Here is a 19,984-nt window from a genome sequence, read left to right as displayed (position 1 = left end):
TTAATCGTGGATCCTGGGGTAAGTGCTTAATTGGGAGGGGAGAGGATCGGGGAAGGCTAGAGTTATATACCCAAAAAAATTAAATCTTCCCTTAATCCAAATATTATTACACTCATCAACACGAAAGGACTAAAATCGGCCCATGGAGATGTTATATAAAACAAGGAATAAGTTTAATGTCAGTTGGCTACTGGATAGTTAAAGGTGACAAAACCAGCTGTGGCGGGATAGTACATGAGGGGATGGCAGAGAGGACATTTGCTAATAACCCGGTCGCTGTGAATGGCAGTAAAGTCTCGTGCGGGAAACACCCCGGCAGCTACAGCGTGGGTGGAGGGCATCCGGGCGAGATAGTACATGGGCATTATATCGCCAGTACGCTATATAGCCGTTCAACCTGCCCGTGCAAAGCTTTTTTTATTCCCTCACAAACATGGGCGTCTCATGGCCCTTATCAAGGAGGGCAACAAGCCGCCACTTCTCGCTCAGTGGTAGAGTCGCCGGTAACTGAGCCACAGCAATTCGCCCAGTCAGCCAAAAAAGCCAATCTACCGCCGTATCTTACTGGCGACAAGCCCCCCTCCGAATTTGTACCTGATTATCCAGTACTGCGTAATACAAGGGATTTGCCCGATTTAAAAGTCCGTGATTTATTACGCAACAATAACCAAGACATTATGTTCCTGACGGCAGAAGAAGCCTATGAAGTACTAGCCGATTGGGGAACATATCAAAAAGGTTGGGTTGATATTACCCAAAGCCCATTAGGTGAGGTTGTCGTAAACTACGGAACAAATATCAAGGATGTGGTCACGACATCAAAACTTATTGTTGATCTCGGTGGTTTGGGTATTCAGGCGACAATGTATATCAATCATAAAGGCACTGAGTTAATTAAATTAACCGGATATCCAGGAATCCGTAAAGTACTTAATGCTCCGGTATTCGCGGCTAAAAATCCCAAGGTTGTTGATTTAGGCATTGGTAAATATGGTTTGAATAATTCAATTGTACAGGGAGCCCGATTAACATTCTATGTGGCTGCGGCTTTCAAAACGGTTGATTATATTATTAACGATGAAACATCCTTAACTAAATTTATAGGTAGTTTAGCAACCGATATTGTTAAAATCGGGATTAGTTCTGCCATTGCATGGGGTGCTGGTGTTGGTGTTGGTGCATTAACAGGGGGAGTGGCAGTAAATCTAGTTGTGGTAGTTGGTGTTGGCTTGGTTGTTAGTATTGGCTTAAATTATTTAGATAAAAAATTCGGTTTTACAGATAAACTCGTCGAGTATATAGAATCCGCACAACAAGAATTTGTTGAGAAAGCCAGAGAGCTTGAGGCCGATATATGGGATATCGGTGCTATGTATGCGGATAATGTTCTACATAAAGGAAAAGAGATTATTGAATATGAAGTACGGAAATATATCAGACAAAATATTTCAGAGCTGGTAAGGGTGGGCTGGTAATGAACTGGATAAATATAAAAATTAGATTAAAATCACTTTTATCGATTCCTTTTTTTCTTGTATTACCTTTGGTTATATTTTCTCTTTCTGTAGAGGATGTATTTTCATTACTTGATAGGCCAGATGTAGTTATTGTTAACCGGTTCTTATTTGTTGGACTACTAAGCCCTTTATTCTTGAGTCCTTTACTTGTACTGGCATATCATTTATTTGTATACCTGAAACAGGCTAGTATTAGTTTACAAAAGACCGTTGGTAAAATAATTATCTTTTCTTTTTTATTTTCTCTTATCATTTCTTTTGTTTTTTCTTATGGATACGGTACCTATCTTAAAAATAATGGTTTTACTCAATGCAGAGGGATCCCGACTGGTTCGATGCCCGGAATGGCGACAAAATATGCAAAATCAGAAAGTTTGTGCTATTTGAAATAATCGTCACAATGAGTAAGTATGCTGCAATTCGGTACGCGGGAGGGCCACAATCACGTGGCCTTTTTGTTTTCTGGTACTGCTTATATTTGTCCATAATACAAAAAATAGGCTTTTAATTCAGATGGTTATGATGGCGTAAATACAACCCAGAGTTTTAGCCAATCCGGTCAAGGTCAGCGGCATATTGGCGAATAGCTTTTTGGTAGAGACTGATGTCCTGATGATTTGAGGTTTCAGCCAGCAATATCAATAAGGTGGCGACCGCTTCTTTGGTTTCCCCCTGATTGTACAGTGTCATCGCCCGGAACAAGGTTATCTCTTTCGCCTGCGGGAAACTCACCAGCGCACGGTCAAAGGTATCCAGCGACTCTTGATATAACCCCAGAGCCCGATAAGTGCTACCCAGCCCCAAATACGCTTCCTGCAACTCTTGCCCCGCCAGATTATGCTCGATAGCAGCGCGATAGAAGGGAATTGCTTGCAACTCTAACCCTTGTACATCATACAGTGAGGCAATCTTATACAGCAGGCTGGCATTATCGGGGTCGCTGCGCAGTAAATTTTGCGCCATTGCCACCGCATCATCATAACGGCCCAACTCTTTCAGCGAATCAATTGAGTGCTTCATGGTTTTGCTCTGTGGTTGACCCATAAACGGCATATATCAATGAGCACGCTACTCCGGAATGCCTTAACAGGCAAGCAAAGTGGCAGTTTACTCTCTCATCGGCTCATTTTGTATTCCACTTTAATTATTGTGGATAATTTTATTGAGTGATAATTACACCAAGTTAAGGTTAAAAAACGAGCACTATCACAAAACAAGAAGACAAAGAATTAACTTCATTGCTAATTAATGGATATTGAATATATGTTCGTAATTGGTTTCATAAATGTAAATTGGAGTTAATTCTATGTTATGGAAGATTAAAGTGTTTATGATCAAAGCAGTGGCACTGGTGACTTTCTTTGTGTCCGCTCAATCCGCAGCGCAATCTCCAGCGCAGCCCCCTGTTTATTACCCTGCTGATTATCAAAAAATTGTGGAAAGTGCCCAAAAAGAGGGCAAAGTGGTGGTGTATGCCTCCACGGATATTAAAGCTGCCGCCCCGCTGATTAAGGGGTTTGAAGCCGCCTATCCGGGGATTAAAGTTGAATATAACGATATGAACAGCACCGAGCTATACAACCGTTATATCAGTGAACAGGCATCGGGCAGTGGCAGTGGTGATGTGGTGTGGAGTTCCTCAATGGATACCGCCCTGAAATTGGCTATCGATTATGCGCAGGAATATCTCTCGCCAGAACAGCAAGAATTACCTACATGGGCGGTATGGAAAAATAAAGCCTATGGCACCACTTACGAGCCGGTGGTATTTATTTATAACAAACGGCTGATACCGCCAGCCGATTTCCCGACCACCCACGCCGCCCTGGCAAAATTTATCGCCAGCCAGCCGGATAAATTCAAAAAGAAAGTCACCACCTATGACATTGAAAAGTCAGGTTTAGGATTCATGCTATCAGTACAAGATTTTAAAGCTGATCCTAACTATTTCGCGACATTGGCTGGTATGGCCAAAGGGGGGCTGACGGTGCAATCCTCCACTGGCACTATGATGGAAAGAGTGTCATCCGGCGAAAATTTGATTGGCTTCAATCTCCTCGGTTCTTACGCCGAAGCGCGAGCCAAAACGGACCCTTCTCTTGGGATTGCTTACCCGCAGGACTACACCCTGGTGCTGTCGCGCGTCATTTTCATCAGTAAAAATGCAGCCAATAATAATGCGGCCAAACTGTGGCTTAACTATGTGTTATCGGAAAAAGGCCAAAATATTTTGGCTAATCAGTCCGATATTCCCTCCATCCGCAATGATATCGACGGTAGCAATGACATCGACGGTATGACCAAAAAGCTGGGGGCGGCACTCAAACCTATCCCGGTTGATGAAAGTCTCTTGGAATATATGGAGCAGGCTAAGCGCCTGGACTATATCAAACAGTGGCGTCTTGCTGCCGCGAAATAAGGGCATCCTCTGGTGTGTGTTGCCGATGGGCGGTGCACACCCCTGATTTACTGTTTGTTATTCATGGATATCTAACCCACAGGACTCATTATGAAAGCATTGCGCAGAAAGTGGCAGGGCTTGCCGCGCGGCTTGGTCGTGTTGATAACAACATTGGTTATCTACATACCGCTGTCATTTATTGTTATTCAAAGTTTCCTTTCTGCCCCTTTCTTCTCACCCGCCAAAGTGCTCAGCTTAGAGGCGTTCCGATTTATTTTTGCTGATCCTGATTTTTATAAAGCTCTGAAAAGCGGATTTATTCTGGCTTTTGGTCTGGTGGTTATTGCTATTCCGCTTGGGGGGATACTGGCCTTTTTGATGGTCAGGACGGACTTGCCGGGGCGGCGGATAATAGAACCTTTAATTCTGGTGCCTATTTTTGTTTCCCCGATGGTGCTGGCGTTTGGTTATGTGGTGGCAGTCGGGCCAGTGGGCTTTATGTCCCTGTGGGCTGAAGCCCTGTTGGGTGTGGTGCCATGGAATATTTATGCCATGTCCAGCATTGTGGTGATTGCCGGCTTAACACATGTTCCCCATGCTTATCTGTATATCTCATCAGCATTACGCAGTGTGGGTTCTGATGTTGAAGAAGCCGCGCGCACGGCGGGGGCCTCTCCTTTGCAAGTCATGAGTTCAGTGAGTTTGCCGATGGTACGTCCGTCAATCCTCTATGCCACGGTATTGCTGTTCTTCCTCGGGCTGGAAGTGTTCGGGCTGATGTTGGTGTTAGGTGATCCTGAGGGCAACCTGGTGCTGGCAACTTATCTTTACCAGTTGACCAATAAACTGGGTACTCCGTCTTACCATCTGATGGCTGCAGTTGCCGTGGTGCTTATCTGCATCACTATTCCGTTAGTGATGTTACAGCGCGTATTGATGCGCACAGCGAACCGTTTTGTGACTGTCAAAGGTAAAGCTTCTCAGGCACGGCTCTTGCCTTTAGGCAAATGGCGTTGGGTGGCGGGGGGCGTGGTGGCTTTTTGGCTAACCGTCACTATTGGCGTCCCGCTGCTGGGGGTGGTGCTGCGCGCTTTTGTGTCTAACTGGGGGGTGGGGATATCCCTCTGGGATGAGCTCTCCCTTGAGACTTTCCGCACTATTTGGCAGCAACCTAATTTGCTGCGCGCTATCGTCAACTCAATGGCCATCGGGGTATTTGGCGGTGCGCTGGCGGTTATCTGCTATCTGTTTATCGGCATTGCCATGCACCGCAAGCCGGATGGTGTCACGCGCTTTCTCGACTACAGCGTGCTGGTGCCGCGCGCAGTTCCGGGGTTGCTGGCGGGGCTGGCATTCCTCTGGGTCTTCCTGTTTTTACCCATGTGGTTGGATAACTCATTGAAAGAGGGCTGGTTATCCGTGTTACCGATGGCTGAATGGCTACGGGAACATCTGGTGGTGTGGCTCCGCTCTTTGCGCAGCACCATCTTCAGTGTTTGGTTGGCCTACACCGTGGTGTGGATGGCCTATGGCCTGCGGCTGATTTCCTCGACATTGTTACAAGTGGGGCCAGAGCTGGAAGAAGCCGCGCGTAGCAATGGCGCGAGCCGGGGGCAGGTCACTCGCCATGTCACTATTCCGCTAGCTCGCTATGGTCTGATTGGCTCGTGGTTGCTGATGTTCCTGATTTTTGAGCGCGAATATTCTACCGGGGTTTATCTGCTTTCTCCGGGGACGGAAACTATCGGCTCGATGCTGGTCTCGCTGTGGGCGGCAGGTGCAATTGATATCGTCGCCGCACTCTCCTTTATTAATATCCTGCTGGTGGTGTTGGGGCTGGGTATTGCACTGCGCTTTGGAGTTAAATTAAATGATTGAACTTTCAGTGGATAACCTGCATTTAACTTATGGCGATAATCCCGTATTGAAAGGGGTGTCGATGCAATTAAAACGGGGCGAGGTGGTCTCATTGCTGGGGCCATCGGGGAGTGGTAAAACGACGTTGTTACGGGCGGTTGCTGGGCTGGAGAAGCCGGTGCAAGGGCGCATTATCATTGGTGAAAATACAGTTTATGATGGTATGTCGCGTCATGAAATCCCCGCCGAGGAACGAAATCTGGGTTTGGTGTTCCAGTCTTATGCTTTGTGGCCCCATAAAACGGTGTTTGAGAATATCGCCTACCCGTTGAAATTACGCAAAATATCGACGGCGGAAATCACCCGGCGGGTGCAAAATGTACTGAATCAACTGGGGCTGGGAGAATTGGGCCATCGTCATCCTCACCAACTTTCCGGCGGTCAGCAGCAGCGTGTGGCTATTGGTCGAGCACTGATTTACAACCCGCCGGTGATTTTACTGGATGAGCCGTTGTCGAATCTGGATGCCAAATTGCGCGAAGAAGCGCGGGTATTTTTGCGCGAATTGATCATTAAACTCGGCTTGTCCGCACTGATGGTTACCCATGATCAAAACGAGGCTATGGCCATTTCGGATCGTATCTTATTGCTTAATAATGGGAAAATTGAGCAACAAGGTACGCCACAGGAAATGTACGGCTCGCCATTGACGTTATTCACGGCTGAGTTTATGGGCAGCAATAACCGCTTACATGGCAAGGTTACGCAGGTGCATGAGGGTAAGGCGCTAATCGAGGGTAAAGATTGGGCCTTGTGGGGCAGGGCAGGTGAGGGGGTGATTGCCGGTCAGGAGGGGACGGCGGTGATCCGCGTGGAGCGCGTCTGTCTGGGGGATGATCCGAATGGCAACCAACTAACTTTACCTCTGCTGACCAGCATGTATCTGGGAGACCGCTGGGAATACCTGTTCCGCACGGTGGCTGAGGATTTTGTCATCCGTGCTTATGGCGAGAAGGCTGGGCAGCAAGAACTCTGTCAGCTCTCTTTGCCCGTCGAGCATTTATGGGTCTTCCCTAAAGTATAAATCTGCCTTGCGACCCTATTAAGCTGAGTGACCACCCGGCCAGCTTCCTCAAAGCAGGCCGGGTTTGTCGCCCATTCGCCGTTTTTCAATTTTGACTGTTCAAAAAATAGGCGTATAATCAGCCGCGATAATTAGAGAGGAAGTTATGGTTGATTTTGAGTTAAGCACATGGAAAGAGTTTATCGAGGCTATGCTGCGTAAGGCATAAGCGAATAAACCAGCAGTAAGAATTGATATCTTTTGTTGTTTTATCGATACACACCAAGGGGCGAGGATTCGCTCGCAGAAAGGCAGAACCGTTTGTGCGGTGTCTGCCTTTTTTATACCCGTCATCTTTCAAATTGCAGGTGTATTGGCTGTACTCAATTACCCGAATCACTTACCTGTGTAAGCTCATCGGGATGCTCTCGTTTGCCGCCTTCCTGCATCTTGAAATCTATAGAGTATGGTTGTGGCGTCATCTTACAAGTTGCCGGTTTCAAGCCCCTGGTATGGGCCTATGATTCTTTGCCACGCGGCGGCCTGCCAGGGAAGCGGCGGCGGACCAAGACAAAGAACAGTGGCACGAAGAAAATAGCCAACACGGTCGCAGAAATCATCCCGCCCATCACGCCGGTACCCACAGCATGTTGGCTACCTGAGCCAGCGCCTTGGCTGATAGCCATCGGTAATACACCAAAGATAAATGCCAGTGATGTCATTAGAATGGGCCGCAAGCGCAGGCGGGAAGCTTCAAGCGTCGCCTCCACCAAATCCTTGCCTTTATTGTTCAACTCACTGGCAAATTCAACAATCAATATGGCATTTTTGGCGGATAACCCAATAATGGTCAGCAATCCGACCTGGAAGTAGACATCATTTTCCAAGCCCCGCATCCAGGTGGCAGCGACTGCCCCAATCACCCCAAGTGGCACCACTAACATCACCGAGAAGGGTATCGACCAACTTTCATATAACGCCGCCAGACACAAAAACACCACTAACAGCGAAATAGCATACAGCGCCGGAGCTTGTGAGCCGGATAGCCGCTCCTGATAGGACATTCCCGTCCATTCCAGGCCAAATCCATTCGGTAGTTGTTTAACCAACCCCTCCATCACATTCATGGCGGTACCGGTACTGACACCCGGAGCCGCTTCCCCGACAATCTCTAATGCCGAATAGCCGTTATAGCGCTCCAGCCGTGGCGAGCCATATTCCCAGCGGGTAGTAGAAAACGCCGAAAAAGGCACCATGCTGCCACTTTTATTGCGCACAAACCATTTGTTGACGTCTTCCGGCAGCATACGCGCCGTGGCTTCGGATTGGACATACACTTTCTTCACTCGGCCCCGGTCAACAAAGTCATTAACGTAAGTTGAGCCCCACGCGGTTTTTAGCGTGTTGTTAATATCATCCAGTGACACGCCCAGTGCTTGTGCTTTGCGCTGATCAATATCTATCTGCAATTGCGGGCTATCATCTAACCCGTTATGGCGCACGCGAGTCAGCGCGGGGTCTTGGGCGGCCATTTGCAGTAATTGGTCACGGGCGGCCATGAGTTTATCGTGGCCTAAGCCGCCGTGATCTTGTAATTCCATATCAAAACCTGACGAGCCACCTAAACCTGAAATGGCCGGAGGGCTACTGACGGAGACTCTGGCCTCGGCGATTTTATTAAATACTTTGGTGGCGCGTTCAATAATGGCAAAGGATGAGTCATTGCTGTCTTTGCGTTGTTCCCAGTCAGTCAGCCGGATGAACAAGCGCGCGACGTTTTGGCCATTACCGCCGGGGCCTGACCCCACGGTGGCGAATACCGACAGCACATTATTTTTCTCTGCCGTTAGGAAGTAATTCTCGACTTTCTGCACCACTTTGAGTGTTTGTTGCTGAGTGGAGCCGACAGGAAGTTGCACTTGCGCCATAAACACGCCACGGTCTTCCAGCGGCAAGAATGAAGTCGGTAACTTGATAAACAACAGCGCCAACCCGCCTAACAGCAATAAATACAACAGCATATAACGCACACTATGGTGTAATACGCGGGCCACACCTCGCTCGTAACGGTGCGCATTACGGTCAAACATGCGGTTAAACCAGCCAAAGAAACCGCGTTTGGCGTGATGATGCCCCGGTTTAATGGGTTTGAGCATGGTGGCGCAAAGTGCCGGCGTTAGAATCAAAGCCACCAGTACCGAAAGCACCATGGCGGAGACGATAGTAATGGAGAACTGGCGGTAAATGGCCCCAGTGGTACCGCCGAAGAAAGCCATCGGGATAAACACCGCCGACAGTACCAGCGCAATACCCACCAATGCGCCCTGAATTTGCCCCATAGATTTTCGGGTAGCTTCACGCGGATCAAGCCCTTCCTCGCTCATCACGCGCTCCACGTTTTCCACCACCACGATGGCATCATCGACTAACAGGCCGATGGCTAACACAATGGCAAACATGGTTAAGGTATTGATACTAAAACCGAATGCCGACAGTATCGCGAAAGTGCCCAATAACACCACCGGCACGGCGATAGTCGGAATGAGGGTGGCGCGGAAGTTTTGTAAGAACAGATACATTACCAGGAAAACCAGCAATATAGCTTCCAGCAAGGTTTTTACCACGTCCTTGATAGACGCTTTTACAAAGGGGGTGGTTTCGTAAGCAACTTTGGCCTCAAGGCCATGCGGGAAGAAAGGCGTCAGTTCGGCGATACGCGCTTTCACCAAAGCATCGGTTTGCAATTCATTGGCACCGGAAGCCAGTTGAATACTCATCCCCGACGCGGCCTGGCCATTATAGCGGCTCAGATAATCGTAATTCTCTGCCCCTAATTCGACTTTTGCGACGTCACCCAGTGTGACCAACGAACCGTCCTGATTGACTCGCAGCGTAATCGCCCTAAATTGTTCGGGAGTTTGCAATTGAGATTGCGCATTAATTGTGGCGTTCAAAGATTGACTGTCTACCGCGGGCGTCCCCCCCAACTGGCCCACCGCAATTTGGCTATTTTGTGATTGGATGGCGGTAACAATATCTTGGGTCGTCAGTTGATAATTATTGAGTTTATTGGGGTCGAGCCAAATTCGCATTGCATATTGAGAGCCATAAGCATTGATACTGCCCACCCCTTCGATTCGGCTCAGGGGATCTTGCAGATTACTGGCGACATAGTCGGCAATATCTTGTTTATCCATGCTGTCATCGGTGGACACAAAGGCCAGCATCATCAAGGTGCTATCACCGGATTTTGAGACTGAAACACCTTGCTGCTGGACATCCTGCGGTAGTTTTTTGGTCGCCGATTGCAACTGGTTTTGCACTTGCTGCATAGCTTCATTGGGGTTGGTGCCCGCCAGGAAAGTCAAGGTGACGGTAGCTGTTCCTGCACTGCTGCTTTGTGACGACATATACAGCAAATTATCCAGCCCGGTCATACTTTGTTCGATGACCTGCGTGACCGTATTTTCCAGTGTTTGCGCCGAAGCCCCGGGATAGGAGGCACTGATACGCACATTAGGCGGAGCCAGATTGGGGTATTGCTCAACCGGCAGTGTTGATATTGCCAATGCGCCAGTAAGACACAAAATTATCGCCAATACCCAAGCAAATATTGGGCGGTCGATGAAAAAATTTGCCATGCAGTGCCAGCCTCTCAAATTAAATGCAGCGAAATCTACTGTGCACTTTACGCGGGAATACAACATAAAACGTGAAGAAAATAAGGAGAAGCTGTAAAAAACCTCGTTATACCCGTCATACTTCAAGCTGTATGTGCGTTGGTTGCACTCAATCACCCGAATCACTTACTTATGTAAGCTCATCGCGACTCTCTCGCTTGCCGCCTTCCTGCAACTCGAATTATTTAGGGTATAAAAATCGAGTTAATTTATCTTGATGGCGATAAGAATGATAAACAGGTGTTTTTTCTGGCATCGAGTAGACTATTGAGTAGCTATCCAACCCAGGAAGGTGTTATGGAACTTAATCCGGTGTTTGCTCGTCGTCTTTATCTTTGCTGGCTTATCAGCCGAGGGAACTCATTGAATGTGCCGCGCTTGATGGAATTGACGGGGTGGCCGCGGCGCACATTGCAGGATGTCTTAAAAGCGCTGCCAGGATTGGGCATCACCATGACATTTGTACAGGATGGGGTGCGCAATAATGCCGGATATTACCGGTTAGATAGCTGGGGGCCACTGAACAAAAAGTGGATAGATGAGAATCATGTCTTTATTTTAGCAGCCATTGAATAGCCTAATAGTTTGGCTGCCATTAAATAACAGGGTGGCTATTAGTATTTTTTATTTTCTAAAAATAGAATAGTTGCCGCAACACGCGAGCGAACATTCAGTTTTCGTAATAAATTACGAATATGCACTTTTACCGTTTCTTCGGAAATGTGTAACTCAAATGCGACCTGTTTATTGGACATTCCGCGTGCGACCTCTTGCAAAACATCTAATTCCCGCTCGGTTAATTCAGAGAATGGATTAACCTGTTCGTGTCGGGAAGATAAATACTGTGCGACCTCATCACTGAATACTGGCTCCCCCTTGGCGGCAAGGCGGATATTTTCTAGCAATATTTCAGGTTCGCTGTCTTTGAGCAGATAGCCATCCGCCCCGGCATCTATCATTGCATACACATCACTGCGCGCATCAGAGACGGTCAAAACAATAATTCGCGCATCAATGCCTTCATGGCGTAAGGCTTTCAATGTATCCAGCCCAGACATTCCTTTCATGTTCAGATCGAGCAGAATGACATCCGGCTGACACGCGGCCGCTTCGGTAATAGCATCGCTGCCGCAGTTGGCTTCAGCAATCACATTAAAATTGCTATCCAGTTCAAGTAACTGTTTTATCCCACGGCGCATCAGGGGATGATCATCAACGATCATAATGGTGTGATTTTGGGTCATGATAAGTAAGGTCCCTGTAACCAATTGCATTAAATGATTGGCTGTTGATCGTGGATTATTTGGGGTCGTTAATTTGGCCGACCATGTTATCCATCATAGTTAGTTTAACCACGCTTTAAGTGTACCTTAAAACCTCGGCCAAATTCATTTAACAGCGGCAATTTATCTGAAGAATAATGACCAAATAGCATTTCTTTTTGATAGCTATTCTCATTAAATGAATCGTTATATAAAAAAAGTGATAACGCAAATAGATTTAACAGTGAGAAACCACGCTAATAACCACTAAATTAATTGATCTTGCTCAATATCTACTGACGATTAACCCTAAAGAGTAATTATTTTATTACCCATTATTCTGTATCTAATACCCCAACACTGGGGAATCTCTTTTAATACAAATAAGAATTATTATCATTATTGGCTTGGTGTGACTCGCCGGGCTTTAAATGCACACTTTCTAACCTATACGCACGCGCGCCAGTAGATGTTAAGGATATCAGCATGACTGATTTATCACGGCGTAAATTGCTGACTGGCTTTTGGCAAGCAGGTAAGCAGCAATCTTCGGCGATCCGACCACCGTGGTCAGTCATCGAAAGCGACTTTATTGCTGGCTGTACTCGTTGCCATGACTGTGTAGCCGCTTGTGAAACTGGTGTGTTGATTGCTGGTAGTGGTGGGTTCCCCGAAATAGATTTTCAGCGTGCCGAGTGCAGTTTTTGTCAGGCCTGTGTCGAGGCCTGTGAAGCGGGTGTGTTCACCGCGACGGCGCTGCCCGCCTGGTCGCTGAAAATCAACATATCAGACCGCTGTTTACCTTTTCACAATATTGAATGCCGCAGTTGTCAGGACAGTTGTGAAACGCGGGCGATTAAATTCCGTCCGCGCCTAAACGGCATTGCTCAACCCGAATTAGACCTTCCTGCTTGTACCGGCTGTGGTGCCTGTGTACCCAGTTGTCCAGTCCAGGCAGTAACCCTCACCCGGAGTGAAGATGGACGATAAAGAATGGCATGTCTGTGGATTGGTAATGCAAGCCAAACCTGCGCGAATAGCGTCGCTAATCGACAGCCTGCTGGCGATTCCGGGAACAGAAATACCCACCAGTGATACCGCTCTGGGTAAGTTGGTGGTGGTTATGCAGGCAGCGCGCTCAGACGTGCTCCTGAATTATATTGAGTCAGCACGCAATCTGGATGGTGTGTTGGCTGTATCGCTGGTTTATCACCAGCAGGAAAGCCAAGGTGAGGAAATGCCATGAAACTCAGTCGCCGGGATTTTATGAAGGCCAATGCCGCAGTTGCTGCGGCGTGCGCTGCCGGATTGACCATACCTACTGTCGCCAAAGCCGCTGTGGGTGAGACAACAAATGCAATAAAATGGGATAAAGCGCCTTGCCGATTCTGTGGTACTGGCTGTGGTGTCCTGGTCGGTACGCAAAATGGCCGAATCGTGGCATCGCAAGGTGACCCTGATTCACCGGTCAACCGGGGGTTGAACTGCATAAAAGGCTATTTCCTGCCTAAAATCATGTACGGCAAAGACCGCCTGACCCAGCCGCTGCTGCGCATGAAAGACGGCCAATATGATAAAGAGGGCGAATTCACCCCGGTAAGCTGGGAAAAAGCCTTTGATATCATGGAGCTGAAATTCAAAAATGCACTAAAAGAAAAAGGCCCGACCGCGGTAGGCATGTTCGGCTCCGGCCAGTGGACGGTGTGGGAGGGCTATGCGGCATCCAAACTACTGAAAGCCGGTTTCCGCTCTAATAACCTTGATCCCAATGCACGCCACTGTATGGCTTCTTCCGTGGTGGGCTTTATGCGCACCTTTGGTATGGATGAGCCGATGGGATGTTTTGACGATATTGAAGAAGCCGATGCCTTTGTGCTCTGGGGCTCCAATATGGCGGAAATGCACCCTATCTTATGGTCGCGCATGACCAGCCGCCGCCTGACTGATGACAATGTTAGAATCGCTGTGCTGTCTACTTTTGAACATCGCAGCTTTGAACTGGCCGATAACCCGATGGTCTTTACCCCTCAGACCGATTTGGCGATTATGAATTATATCGCCAATTACATTATTCAAAATAATGCGGTTGATCAGGGCTTCTTGGATCGCCATGTGAATTTCCGCCGGGGTGCAACAGACATCGGCTATGGTTTACGGCCAACACATCCACTGGAAAAAGCGGCTAAAAACCCCGGTAGCGATGCCTCTGAGCCAATGAGCTTTGATGATTTTAAAGCGTTTGTGGCCGAGTACACACTGGAAAAAACCGCCAAAATGAGTGGCGTACCGGAAGACCAATTGGAGTCACTGGCGCAATTATATGCTGATCCCAAAGTGAAACTGGTGTCCTACTGGACCATGGGCTTTAACCAGCACACCCGTGGCGTTTGGGCCAATAATATGTGCTACAACCTGCACCTGTTAACCGGCAAAATTTCTAAGCCGGGTTCTGGGCCTTTCTCTCTGACCGGTCAACCTTCCGCTTGCGGTACTGCCCGTGAAGTGGGGACTTTCTCCCATCGCCTGCCCGCCGACATGGTGGTCACCAATGAAAAACATCGCCAAATTGCCGAAACCAAATGGCAGTTACCGCCGGGCACTATTCCGGAAAAAGTCGGTTTACATGCTGTCGCACAAGACCGCGCGCTAAAAGATGGCACTCTCAATGCCTACTGGGTGATGTGTAATAACAACATGCAGGCCGGGCCAAATATCAATGAAGACCGTATGCCGGGTTGGCGTGATCCGCGTAACTTTATTGTGGTTTCAGACCCTTATCCCACCATCAGCGCACTGGCTGCGGATCTTATCTTGCCAACCGCCATGTGGGTCGAAAAAGAGGGCGCTTACGGTAATGCCGAGCGCCGTACCCAGTTCTGGCGGCAACAAGTACCCGCACCGGGTGAGGCAAAATCTGACTTATGGCAGATGGTTGAGTTTGCCAAGCGCTTCAAAGTTGAAGAAGTGTGGCCAGCCGAGCTGATTGACAAGAAACCGGAATATCGCGGCAAAACACTGTATGACGTGCTGTTCGCCAACAATGTGGTGAATAAATATCCGCTGAGTGAAATCCCGGCCGACCAATTGAATGATGAAGCGCGCGACTTTGGTTTCTACCTGCAAAAAGGGTTGTTTGAAGAATATGCCGATTTTGGTCGTGGGCATGGTCATGATTTAGCGCCATTTGACCGCTACCATCAAGAACGCGGTCTGCGCTGGCCGGTGGTGAATGGTAAAGAAACGCTGTGGCGTTATCGTGAAGGTTTTGACCCCTTTGTACCGAAAGGTGAGGACGTCCGTTTTTATGGCAAACCGGATGGTAAAGCCGTGATCTTCGCACTGCCTTATGAACCCGCCGCCGAAAGTCCGGATCAGGAATATGACCTGTGGCTCTCCACTGGCCGCGTGTTGGAGCATTGGCATACTGGTTCCATGACGCGCCGTGTGCCTGAGTTACATCGTGCTTTCCCAGAAGCCGTACTATTTATTCACCCATTGGATGCTAAAGCCCGTGATTTGCGGCGCGGTGACAAAGTGAAAGTGATTTCACGCCGTGGCGAAGTTATTTCGCTGGTCGAAACCCGTGGCCGTAACCGCCCGCCACAAGGGCTGGTGTATATGCCGTTCTTTGATGCTGCCCAGTTGGTCAATAACCTGACGCTGGATGCTACCGACCCGTTATCCAAAGAAACTGACTTCAAAAAATGTGCAGTGAAATTGGCTCGGATTGTCGCGTAGTTCAGAAAGTAGCGCGTAGTTCAGGAAGTACGGTGTTCTCAGGAGAAAATAATGAATAACACGATGTTTCATGCATTCAGCCGCCGGGTAATATCTGTGATATCGCTACTGGCGGTGTTGGTCGTGGCCGGTGCCGTTAATGCTGCCAGCAATGTTGAGATGGATTTAAGCCAATCACCGGAGGTCTCTGGTACGGCGGAGGGGTCGGTGAAAATGCCCAAACAGCAACAGCGGATGGCACTGAACTACGTTAACCAGCCGCCGATGGTGCCACACAGTGTCGATGGCTATCAGATCAGCAAAAACACCAACCGCTGTCTGCAATGTCACGGCGTTGAACATTATCGGACGACGGGCGCACCGCGTGTTAGCCCGACCCACTTTATTGACCGTGATGGCAAGGTATCAAGTGAAGTCTCGCCACGCCGCTACTTCTGTTTGCAATGCCATGTGCCACAAACTGATGCCGCGCCGATTGTCGGTAATAGCTTCCAGCCAGCACCTGGTTTTGGTCAATAAGTGAGATGGTTATTGTGAGAATAAACAATGAATGAGACTAAAAAGCCCGGTATTATCAAACGATTATGGCAGTGGTGGCGCAGGCCGAGCCGGCTGGCGCTCGGCACGTTACTGCTGATTGGCTTTGTCAGTGGCATCATTTTCTGGGGCGGTTTTAATACCGGCATGGAAATGGCGAATACTGAGAAATTCTGTATTAGCTGCCATGAAATGAAAGACAACGTTTATCAGGAATACATGGGAACCATCCACTACAGTAACCGCAGTGGTGTGAAGGCGACCTGCCCTGATTGCCATGTACCCCATGAGTGGGGGCCGAAAATGGTGCGCAAAATCAAGGCCAGTAAGGAATTGTATGCCAAAACTTTTGGTTTGATTGATACGCCGCAGAAGTTTGAGGCTCACCGCCTGACCATGGCGGAAAATGAGTGGGCACGAATGAAAGCCAATGGTTCGCAAGAGTGCCGCAACTGTCATAATTTCGACAATATGGACTTCACAGCACAGAAAACGGTGGCGGCGAAAATGCACAGTAAAGCCATTGAAGCGGGTAAAACCTGTATCGATTGCCATAAAGGTATTGCCCATAAGTTGCCGGATATGAAAGACGTGCCCACCGGCTTCTAACAGCAATTTTCAATGACTCTCTCTTATTTGCCCCATTATTGGGGCATTTTTTATTCAGCCGGTTTTTATTGCAAATAAGCAGGGACTAGCGTTAGCTAAGCAGATAAAATTCTATTATGTTGTTGGGATTAAAGAAGGCACTATGTCAGTCAAAATTGAAAATATCCAAACAGAGCTGTTATCAAAAAACTGGTTCAAACTACATAAATATACCTTTGATTTAATAACTGATAATGGAACCCCGGTACAACAAACCCGTGAAGTGTATGACCGGGGGAATGGCGCGACTATTCTGTTATATAACCGCGCCAATGGCACTGTGGTGCTGACTAACCAATTTCGCATGCCAACCTATGTAAACGGTAATGCTGATGGCATGTTGCTGGAAGCCTGTGCCGGTTTACTGGATAACGACTCTCCCGAAGAATGTATCCGCCGTGAAGCGGTCGAAGAGACCGGTTATCAGGTTGATCAAGTACAAAAACTGTTTGAGGCTTATATGTCGCCGGGCGGAGTAACTGAAATTGTTCATTTCTTTGCCGCGGAATATCATCCGGATCAGAAAGTCACCGATGACGTCGGCGTGGAAGACGAAGTCATTGAAGTGGTGGAATTACCATTTACTGAAGCTATTGCCATGCTGGCCGATGGCCGAATTAAAGACGGCAAAACCATCATGCTGTTGCAATATGCGCAAATCCACGGCTTATTAAATTAATATTATTCTTATTCAGTGCTCTGCTTTATTTTGTTGCCGTGATCTCACGGCACTTCATTTCCAGGCTCGTCATCCCTGAATGTTGATAATCCCCCCTGATTGATAAGTAAATTCTTCTGTTGATGCAAAAATGTTATGCAGAGTATGGCCTGCTTCATAGTTTGTGATAATTCACTCACTATACTGGTTCTTGGTCATACCACCTCAAAGAATAAAAGCAAAGGGAACCTACAATGGACGAACAATTGAAACAGAGTGCGCTTGATTTTCACCAATATCCTACTCCGGGGAAAATTCAGGTGTCGCCCACCAAACCGCTAGCCACCCAACGGGATTTGGCGCTGGCCTATTCTCCGGGGGTTGCTGCTCCGTGTCTGGAAATTGCCGCCGACCCACTGGCCGCCTATAAATATACCGCGCGCGGGAACCTGGTGGCGGTTATTTCGAATGGCACGGCGGTGCTAGGGCTGGGCAACATTGGCGCATTAGCGGGTAAACCGGTGATGGAGGGGAAAGGGGTTCTGTTCAAGAAATTCTCCGGTATTGATGTGTTTGATATTGAAATAGATGAACTCGATCCTGACAAGCTGATCGACATTATTGCTTCGCTGGAACCCACTTTTGGCGGCATCAATCTGGAAGATATCAAAGCACCGGAATGTTTTTATATTGAGAAGAAACTGCGCGAGCGCATGAAAATTCCGGTGTTTCATGATGACCAACACGGCACGGCGATTATCTGTACCGCCGCAGTGCTCAACGGCTTGCGGGTGGTGAAGAAAGATATCAGCGATGTGAAGTTAGTGGTTTCTGGGGCCGGGGCGGCCTCCATTGCTTGCTTGAATTTGCTGGTGGCTCTGGGATTAAAGCCACACAACATCACGGCCTGTGATTCCAAAGGTGTGATTTATAAGGGCCGTGAAGCCAATATGGCGGAAACCAAAGCGGCTTACGCGATTGAAGATAATGGTCAGCGCACCCTGGGCGATGCTATGCCGGGTGCGGATATTTTCCTCGGCTGCTCTGGCCCCGGTGTGCTTACGCAAGACATGGTCAAAACTATGGCACCTAGCCCGCTGATTTTGGCGTTGGCGAACCCGGAACCTGAAATTTTACCGCCGTTAGCAAAAGCCGTGCGGCCAGATGCGATTATCTGCACTGGCCGTTCAGATTATCCAAATCAAGTTAACAACGTACTGTGCTTCCCGTTTATCTTCCGTGGCGCATTGGATGTGGGCGCGACCACCATTAACGAAGAGATGAAACTGGCTTGCGTACACGCCATTGCCGATCTGGCGCTGGCTGAGCAAAGTGATGTAGTGGCATCCGCTTACGGAGAACAAGATCTCTCCTTTGGCCCTGAATACATTATTCCTAAACCATTCGACCCGCGTTTGATTGTGAAAATTGCACCAGCGGTGGCGAAAGCGGCAATGGAATCTGGTGTGGCCACTCGTCCAATCACTGATTTTAGCGCTTACATCGAAAAACTGTCGGAATTCGTCTATAAAACCAACTTGTTTATGAAGCCGATTTTCTCGCAAGCGAAAAAAGAGATGAAGCGAGTGGTTTTGGCCGAAGGGGAAGAGGAGCGCGTATTGCATGCGACTCAGGAGCTTGTTTCTCAAGGGCTGGCATATCCTATCTTGATTGGTCGCCCAAGTGTGATTGAGACCCGACTGAAGAAATTGGGCCTGCAAATTACTGCCGGGAAAGACTTTGAAGTGGTCAATAATGAATCTGACCCACGCTTTAAAGATTACTGGCATGAATACTATCAAATCATGAAGCGCCGTGGTGTTTCGCAGGAACAGGCGCGGCGCGCAGTGATTGGCAACCCGACTCTGATTGGCTCCATTATGGTTCATCGGGGCGAGGCCGATGCGATGATTTGCGGCACCATCGGCACTTATCATGAACACTATGATGTGGTCGAGAAAGTCTTTGGTTTCCGCGAGGGTGCGCATGTGGCGGGCGCGATGAATGCGTTGCTGTTACCCACCGGTAACACTTTTATCGCCGACACTTACGTCAATGATGACCCCACACCAGAGCAGCTAGCCGAGATTACCTTGATGGCGGCTGAAACTGTGCGACGTTTTGGTATTGAACCAAAAGTGGCGTTGTTGTCTCATTCGAGCTTTGGTACCTCGAATTGCCCGGCAGCCCGTAAAATGCGCCGCACTCTGGAGTTGGTGAATCAGATGGCACCTGAACTGGAGATTGATGGCGAAATGCACGGTGACGCGGCACTGGTAGAGAGTATTCGCCATAACCTGATGCCGGATAGCCCTCTGAAAGGGGCGGCTAACGTGCTGATTATGCCTAATATGGAAGCGGCGCGAATCAGTTATAACTTGCTGCGAGTGACCTCTTCAGAGGGCGTAACGGTAGGGCCAGTGCTGATGGGGGTAGCGAAGCCGGTTCATATTCTGACACCGATTGCTTCGGTGCGCCGTATCGTGAATATGGTGGCGTTGGCGGTAGTTGAAGCGCAAACCGAGCCACTATAAAACCTCTTCCGCTTCGGTAGTTTTTTGTGAAATGAAAAACTTATACCCAAAGTAATTGGAGTTGCAGGTAGGCAGCCAGCAAGCAAATC

At 48.4% G+C, this 19,984-nt stretch carries 16 protein-coding genes; 13 read left to right on the top strand and 3 right to left on the bottom strand.

Annotation, left to right across the window (positions count from 1 at the left end; genetic code table 11):
* Positions 1 to 176 precede the first annotated feature (176 nt).
* Together DX162_RS21955 and DX162_RS21950 are read left to right on the top strand one after the other, a co-directional pair.
* The gene (locus DX162_RS21955; RefSeq protein ID WP_098080947.1) at positions 177 to 1,475 is read left to right on the top strand and encodes a PAAR domain-containing protein; all 1,299 of its coding nucleotides are present in this window, start codon (positions 177 to 179) and stop codon (positions 1,473 to 1,475) included.
* Entirely contained in the window at positions 1,475 to 1,909 is a 435-nt protein-coding gene (locus tag DX162_RS21950; RefSeq protein ID WP_032820839.1) for a DUF1240 domain-containing protein, read from the top strand. Before DX162_RS21955 ends, DX162_RS21950 begins: the two co-directional genes overlap by 1 nt.
* 154 nt (positions 1,910 to 2,063) lie before the next feature.
* Here DX162_RS21950 and DX162_RS21945 read toward each other — a convergent pair whose 3' ends face one another.
* Entirely contained in the window at positions 2,064 to 2,537 is a 474-nt protein-coding gene (locus DX162_RS21945) for a tetratricopeptide repeat protein (protein WP_032820854.1), read from the bottom strand.
* A 286-nt stretch (positions 2,538 to 2,823) separates the two neighbouring features.
* Between DX162_RS21945 and DX162_RS21940 the strand changes: the two genes are divergently transcribed.
* The 3 genes from DX162_RS21940 to DX162_RS21930 all read left to right on the top strand — a co-directional run bounded on the left by DX162_RS21940 (position 2,824) and on the right by DX162_RS21930 (position 6,859).
* Positions 2,824 to 3,936, top strand: coding sequence for an ABC transporter substrate-binding protein (locus DX162_RS21940; RefSeq protein ID WP_004392507.1), 1,113 nt, complete (start codon positions 2,824 to 2,826; stop codon positions 3,934 to 3,936).
* A gap of 90 nt (positions 3,937 to 4,026) precedes the next feature.
* The gene (locus tag DX162_RS21935; protein WP_004392509.1) at positions 4,027 to 5,796 is read left to right on the top strand and encodes an ABC transporter permease; all 1,770 of its coding nucleotides are present in this window, start codon (positions 4,027 to 4,029) and stop codon (positions 5,794 to 5,796) included.
* Positions 5,789 to 6,859: an ABC transporter ATP-binding protein gene (locus tag DX162_RS21930; protein ID WP_032820841.1), complete on the top strand. Its 1,071-nt coding sequence runs from the start codon at positions 5,789 to 5,791 to the stop codon at positions 6,857 to 6,859. The genes DX162_RS21935 and DX162_RS21930 overlap by 8 nt, the downstream gene beginning before the upstream one ends.
* 497 nt (positions 6,860 to 7,356) lie before the next feature.
* On the opposite strand, the gene acrD is transcribed toward DX162_RS21930, so the two are convergent.
* Positions 7,357 to 10,479, bottom strand: a complete 3,123-nt coding sequence (gene acrD / locus DX162_RS21925; protein ID WP_098080944.1) for a multidrug efflux RND transporter permease AcrD — start codon at positions 10,477 to 10,479, stop codon at positions 7,357 to 7,359.
* A gap of 336 nt (positions 10,480 to 10,815) precedes the next feature.
* On the opposite strand from acrD, the gene DX162_RS21920 reads away from it, so the two are divergent.
* Positions 10,816 to 11,094, top strand: a complete 279-nt coding sequence (locus tag DX162_RS21920) for a winged helix-turn-helix domain-containing protein (RefSeq protein ID WP_004392513.1) — start codon at positions 10,816 to 10,818, stop codon at positions 11,092 to 11,094.
* 38 nt (positions 11,095 to 11,132) lie between these two features.
* Here DX162_RS21920 and DX162_RS21915 read toward each other — a convergent pair whose 3' ends face one another.
* Positions 11,133 to 11,762, bottom strand: coding sequence for a response regulator (locus DX162_RS21915; protein ID WP_032820842.1), 630 nt, complete (start codon positions 11,760 to 11,762; stop codon positions 11,133 to 11,135).
* A 504-nt stretch (positions 11,763 to 12,266) separates the two neighbouring features.
* Between DX162_RS21915 and napF the strand changes: the two genes are divergently transcribed.
* From napF to maeB, 7 genes are all read left to right on the top strand, one after another.
* Complete coding sequence (napF, locus tag DX162_RS21910; RefSeq protein WP_004392515.1) at positions 12,267 to 12,770, top strand: ferredoxin-type protein NapF; 504 nt, start codon at positions 12,267 to 12,269, stop codon at positions 12,768 to 12,770.
* Complete coding sequence (napD, locus tag DX162_RS21905) at positions 12,760 to 13,026, top strand: chaperone NapD (protein ID WP_032820843.1); 267 nt, start codon at positions 12,760 to 12,762, stop codon at positions 13,024 to 13,026. Before napF ends, napD begins: the two co-directional genes overlap by 11 nt.
* Positions 13,023 to 15,518: a nitrate reductase catalytic subunit NapA gene (napA, locus tag DX162_RS21900; protein WP_032820844.1), complete on the top strand. Its 2,496-nt coding sequence runs from the start codon at positions 13,023 to 13,025 to the stop codon at positions 15,516 to 15,518. Before napD ends, napA begins: the two co-directional genes overlap by 4 nt.
* Positions 15,519 to 15,569: 51 nt before the next feature.
* Positions 15,570 to 16,037, top strand: a complete 468-nt coding sequence (gene napB / locus DX162_RS21895) for a nitrate reductase cytochrome c-type subunit (RefSeq protein ID WP_004392518.1) — start codon at positions 15,570 to 15,572, stop codon at positions 16,035 to 16,037.
* 27 nt (positions 16,038 to 16,064) lie between these two features.
* The gene (gene napC, locus DX162_RS21890; RefSeq protein ID WP_004392519.1) at positions 16,065 to 16,664 is read left to right on the top strand and encodes a cytochrome c-type protein NapC; all 600 of its coding nucleotides are present in this window, start codon (positions 16,065 to 16,067) and stop codon (positions 16,662 to 16,664) included.
* 142 nt (positions 16,665 to 16,806) lie between these two features.
* Positions 16,807 to 17,382 carry a GDP-mannose pyrophosphatase NudK gene (gene nudK / locus DX162_RS21885; RefSeq protein WP_004392520.1) on the top strand — a complete coding sequence of 192 codons (576 nt, stop codon included), beginning with the start codon at positions 16,807 to 16,809 and terminating at the stop codon, positions 17,380 to 17,382.
* 233 nt (positions 17,383 to 17,615) lie between these two features.
* Positions 17,616 to 19,895 (top strand): NADP-dependent oxaloacetate-decarboxylating malate dehydrogenase, encoded by a 2,280-nt coding sequence (gene maeB / locus DX162_RS21880; RefSeq protein ID WP_049563390.1) that lies wholly within the window; start codon positions 17,616 to 17,618, stop codon positions 19,893 to 19,895.
* Positions 19,896 to 19,984 lie beyond the last annotated feature (89 nt).

It is taken from the genome of Yersinia kristensenii (assembly GCF_900460525.1).
In the GTDB taxonomy this organism is placed as follows: Bacteria; Pseudomonadota; Gammaproteobacteria; order Enterobacterales; family Enterobacteriaceae; genus Yersinia; species Yersinia kristensenii.
This window is presented reverse-complemented; position numbering and strand designations above follow the sequence as displayed.

Excerpts from the sequence above, each read along its gene's own strand:
- napC (WP_004392519.1), top strand. The coding sequence starts at position 16,065 with ATGAATGAGACTAAAAAGCCCGGTATTATCAAACGATTATGGCAGTGG.
- napB (WP_004392518.1), top strand. The coding sequence starts at position 15,570 with ATGAATAACACGATGTTTCATGCATTCAGCCGCCGGGTAATATCTGTG.
- nudK (WP_004392520.1), top strand. The coding sequence starts at position 16,807 with ATGTCAGTCAAAATTGAAAATATCCAAACAGAGCTGTTATCAAAAAAC.
- napA (WP_032820844.1), top strand. The coding sequence starts at position 13,023 with ATGAAACTCAGTCGCCGGGATTTTATGAAGGCCAATGCCGCAGTTGCT.
- DX162_RS21950 (WP_032820839.1), top strand. The coding sequence starts at position 1,475 with ATGAACTGGATAAATATAAAAATTAGATTAAAATCACTTTTATCGATT.
- DX162_RS21920 (WP_004392513.1), top strand. The coding sequence starts at position 10,816 with ATGGAACTTAATCCGGTGTTTGCTCGTCGTCTTTATCTTTGCTGGCTT.
- napF (WP_004392515.1), top strand. The coding sequence starts at position 12,267 with ATGACTGATTTATCACGGCGTAAATTGCTGACTGGCTTTTGGCAAGCA.
- DX162_RS21945 (WP_032820854.1), bottom strand. The coding sequence starts at position 2,537 with ATGAAGCACTCAATTGATTCGCTGAAAGAGTTGGGCCGTTATGATGAT.
- DX162_RS21955 (WP_098080947.1), top strand. The coding sequence starts at position 177 with ATGTCAGTTGGCTACTGGATAGTTAAAGGTGACAAAACCAGCTGTGGC.
- napD (WP_032820843.1), top strand. The coding sequence starts at position 12,760 with ATGGACGATAAAGAATGGCATGTCTGTGGATTGGTAATGCAAGCCAAA.
- DX162_RS21915 (WP_032820842.1), bottom strand. The coding sequence starts at position 11,762 with ATGACCCAAAATCACACCATTATGATCGTTGATGATCATCCCCTGATG.
- DX162_RS21930 (WP_032820841.1), top strand. The coding sequence starts at position 5,789 with ATGATTGAACTTTCAGTGGATAACCTGCATTTAACTTATGGCGATAAT.
- maeB (WP_049563390.1), top strand. The coding sequence starts at position 17,616 with ATGGACGAACAATTGAAACAGAGTGCGCTTGATTTTCACCAATATCCT.
- DX162_RS21940 (WP_004392507.1), top strand. The coding sequence starts at position 2,824 with ATGTTATGGAAGATTAAAGTGTTTATGATCAAAGCAGTGGCACTGGTG.
- acrD (WP_098080944.1), bottom strand. The coding sequence starts at position 10,479 with ATGGCAAATTTTTTCATCGACCGCCCAATATTTGCTTGGGTATTGGCG.
- DX162_RS21935 (WP_004392509.1), top strand. The coding sequence starts at position 4,027 with ATGAAAGCATTGCGCAGAAAGTGGCAGGGCTTGCCGCGCGGCTTGGTC.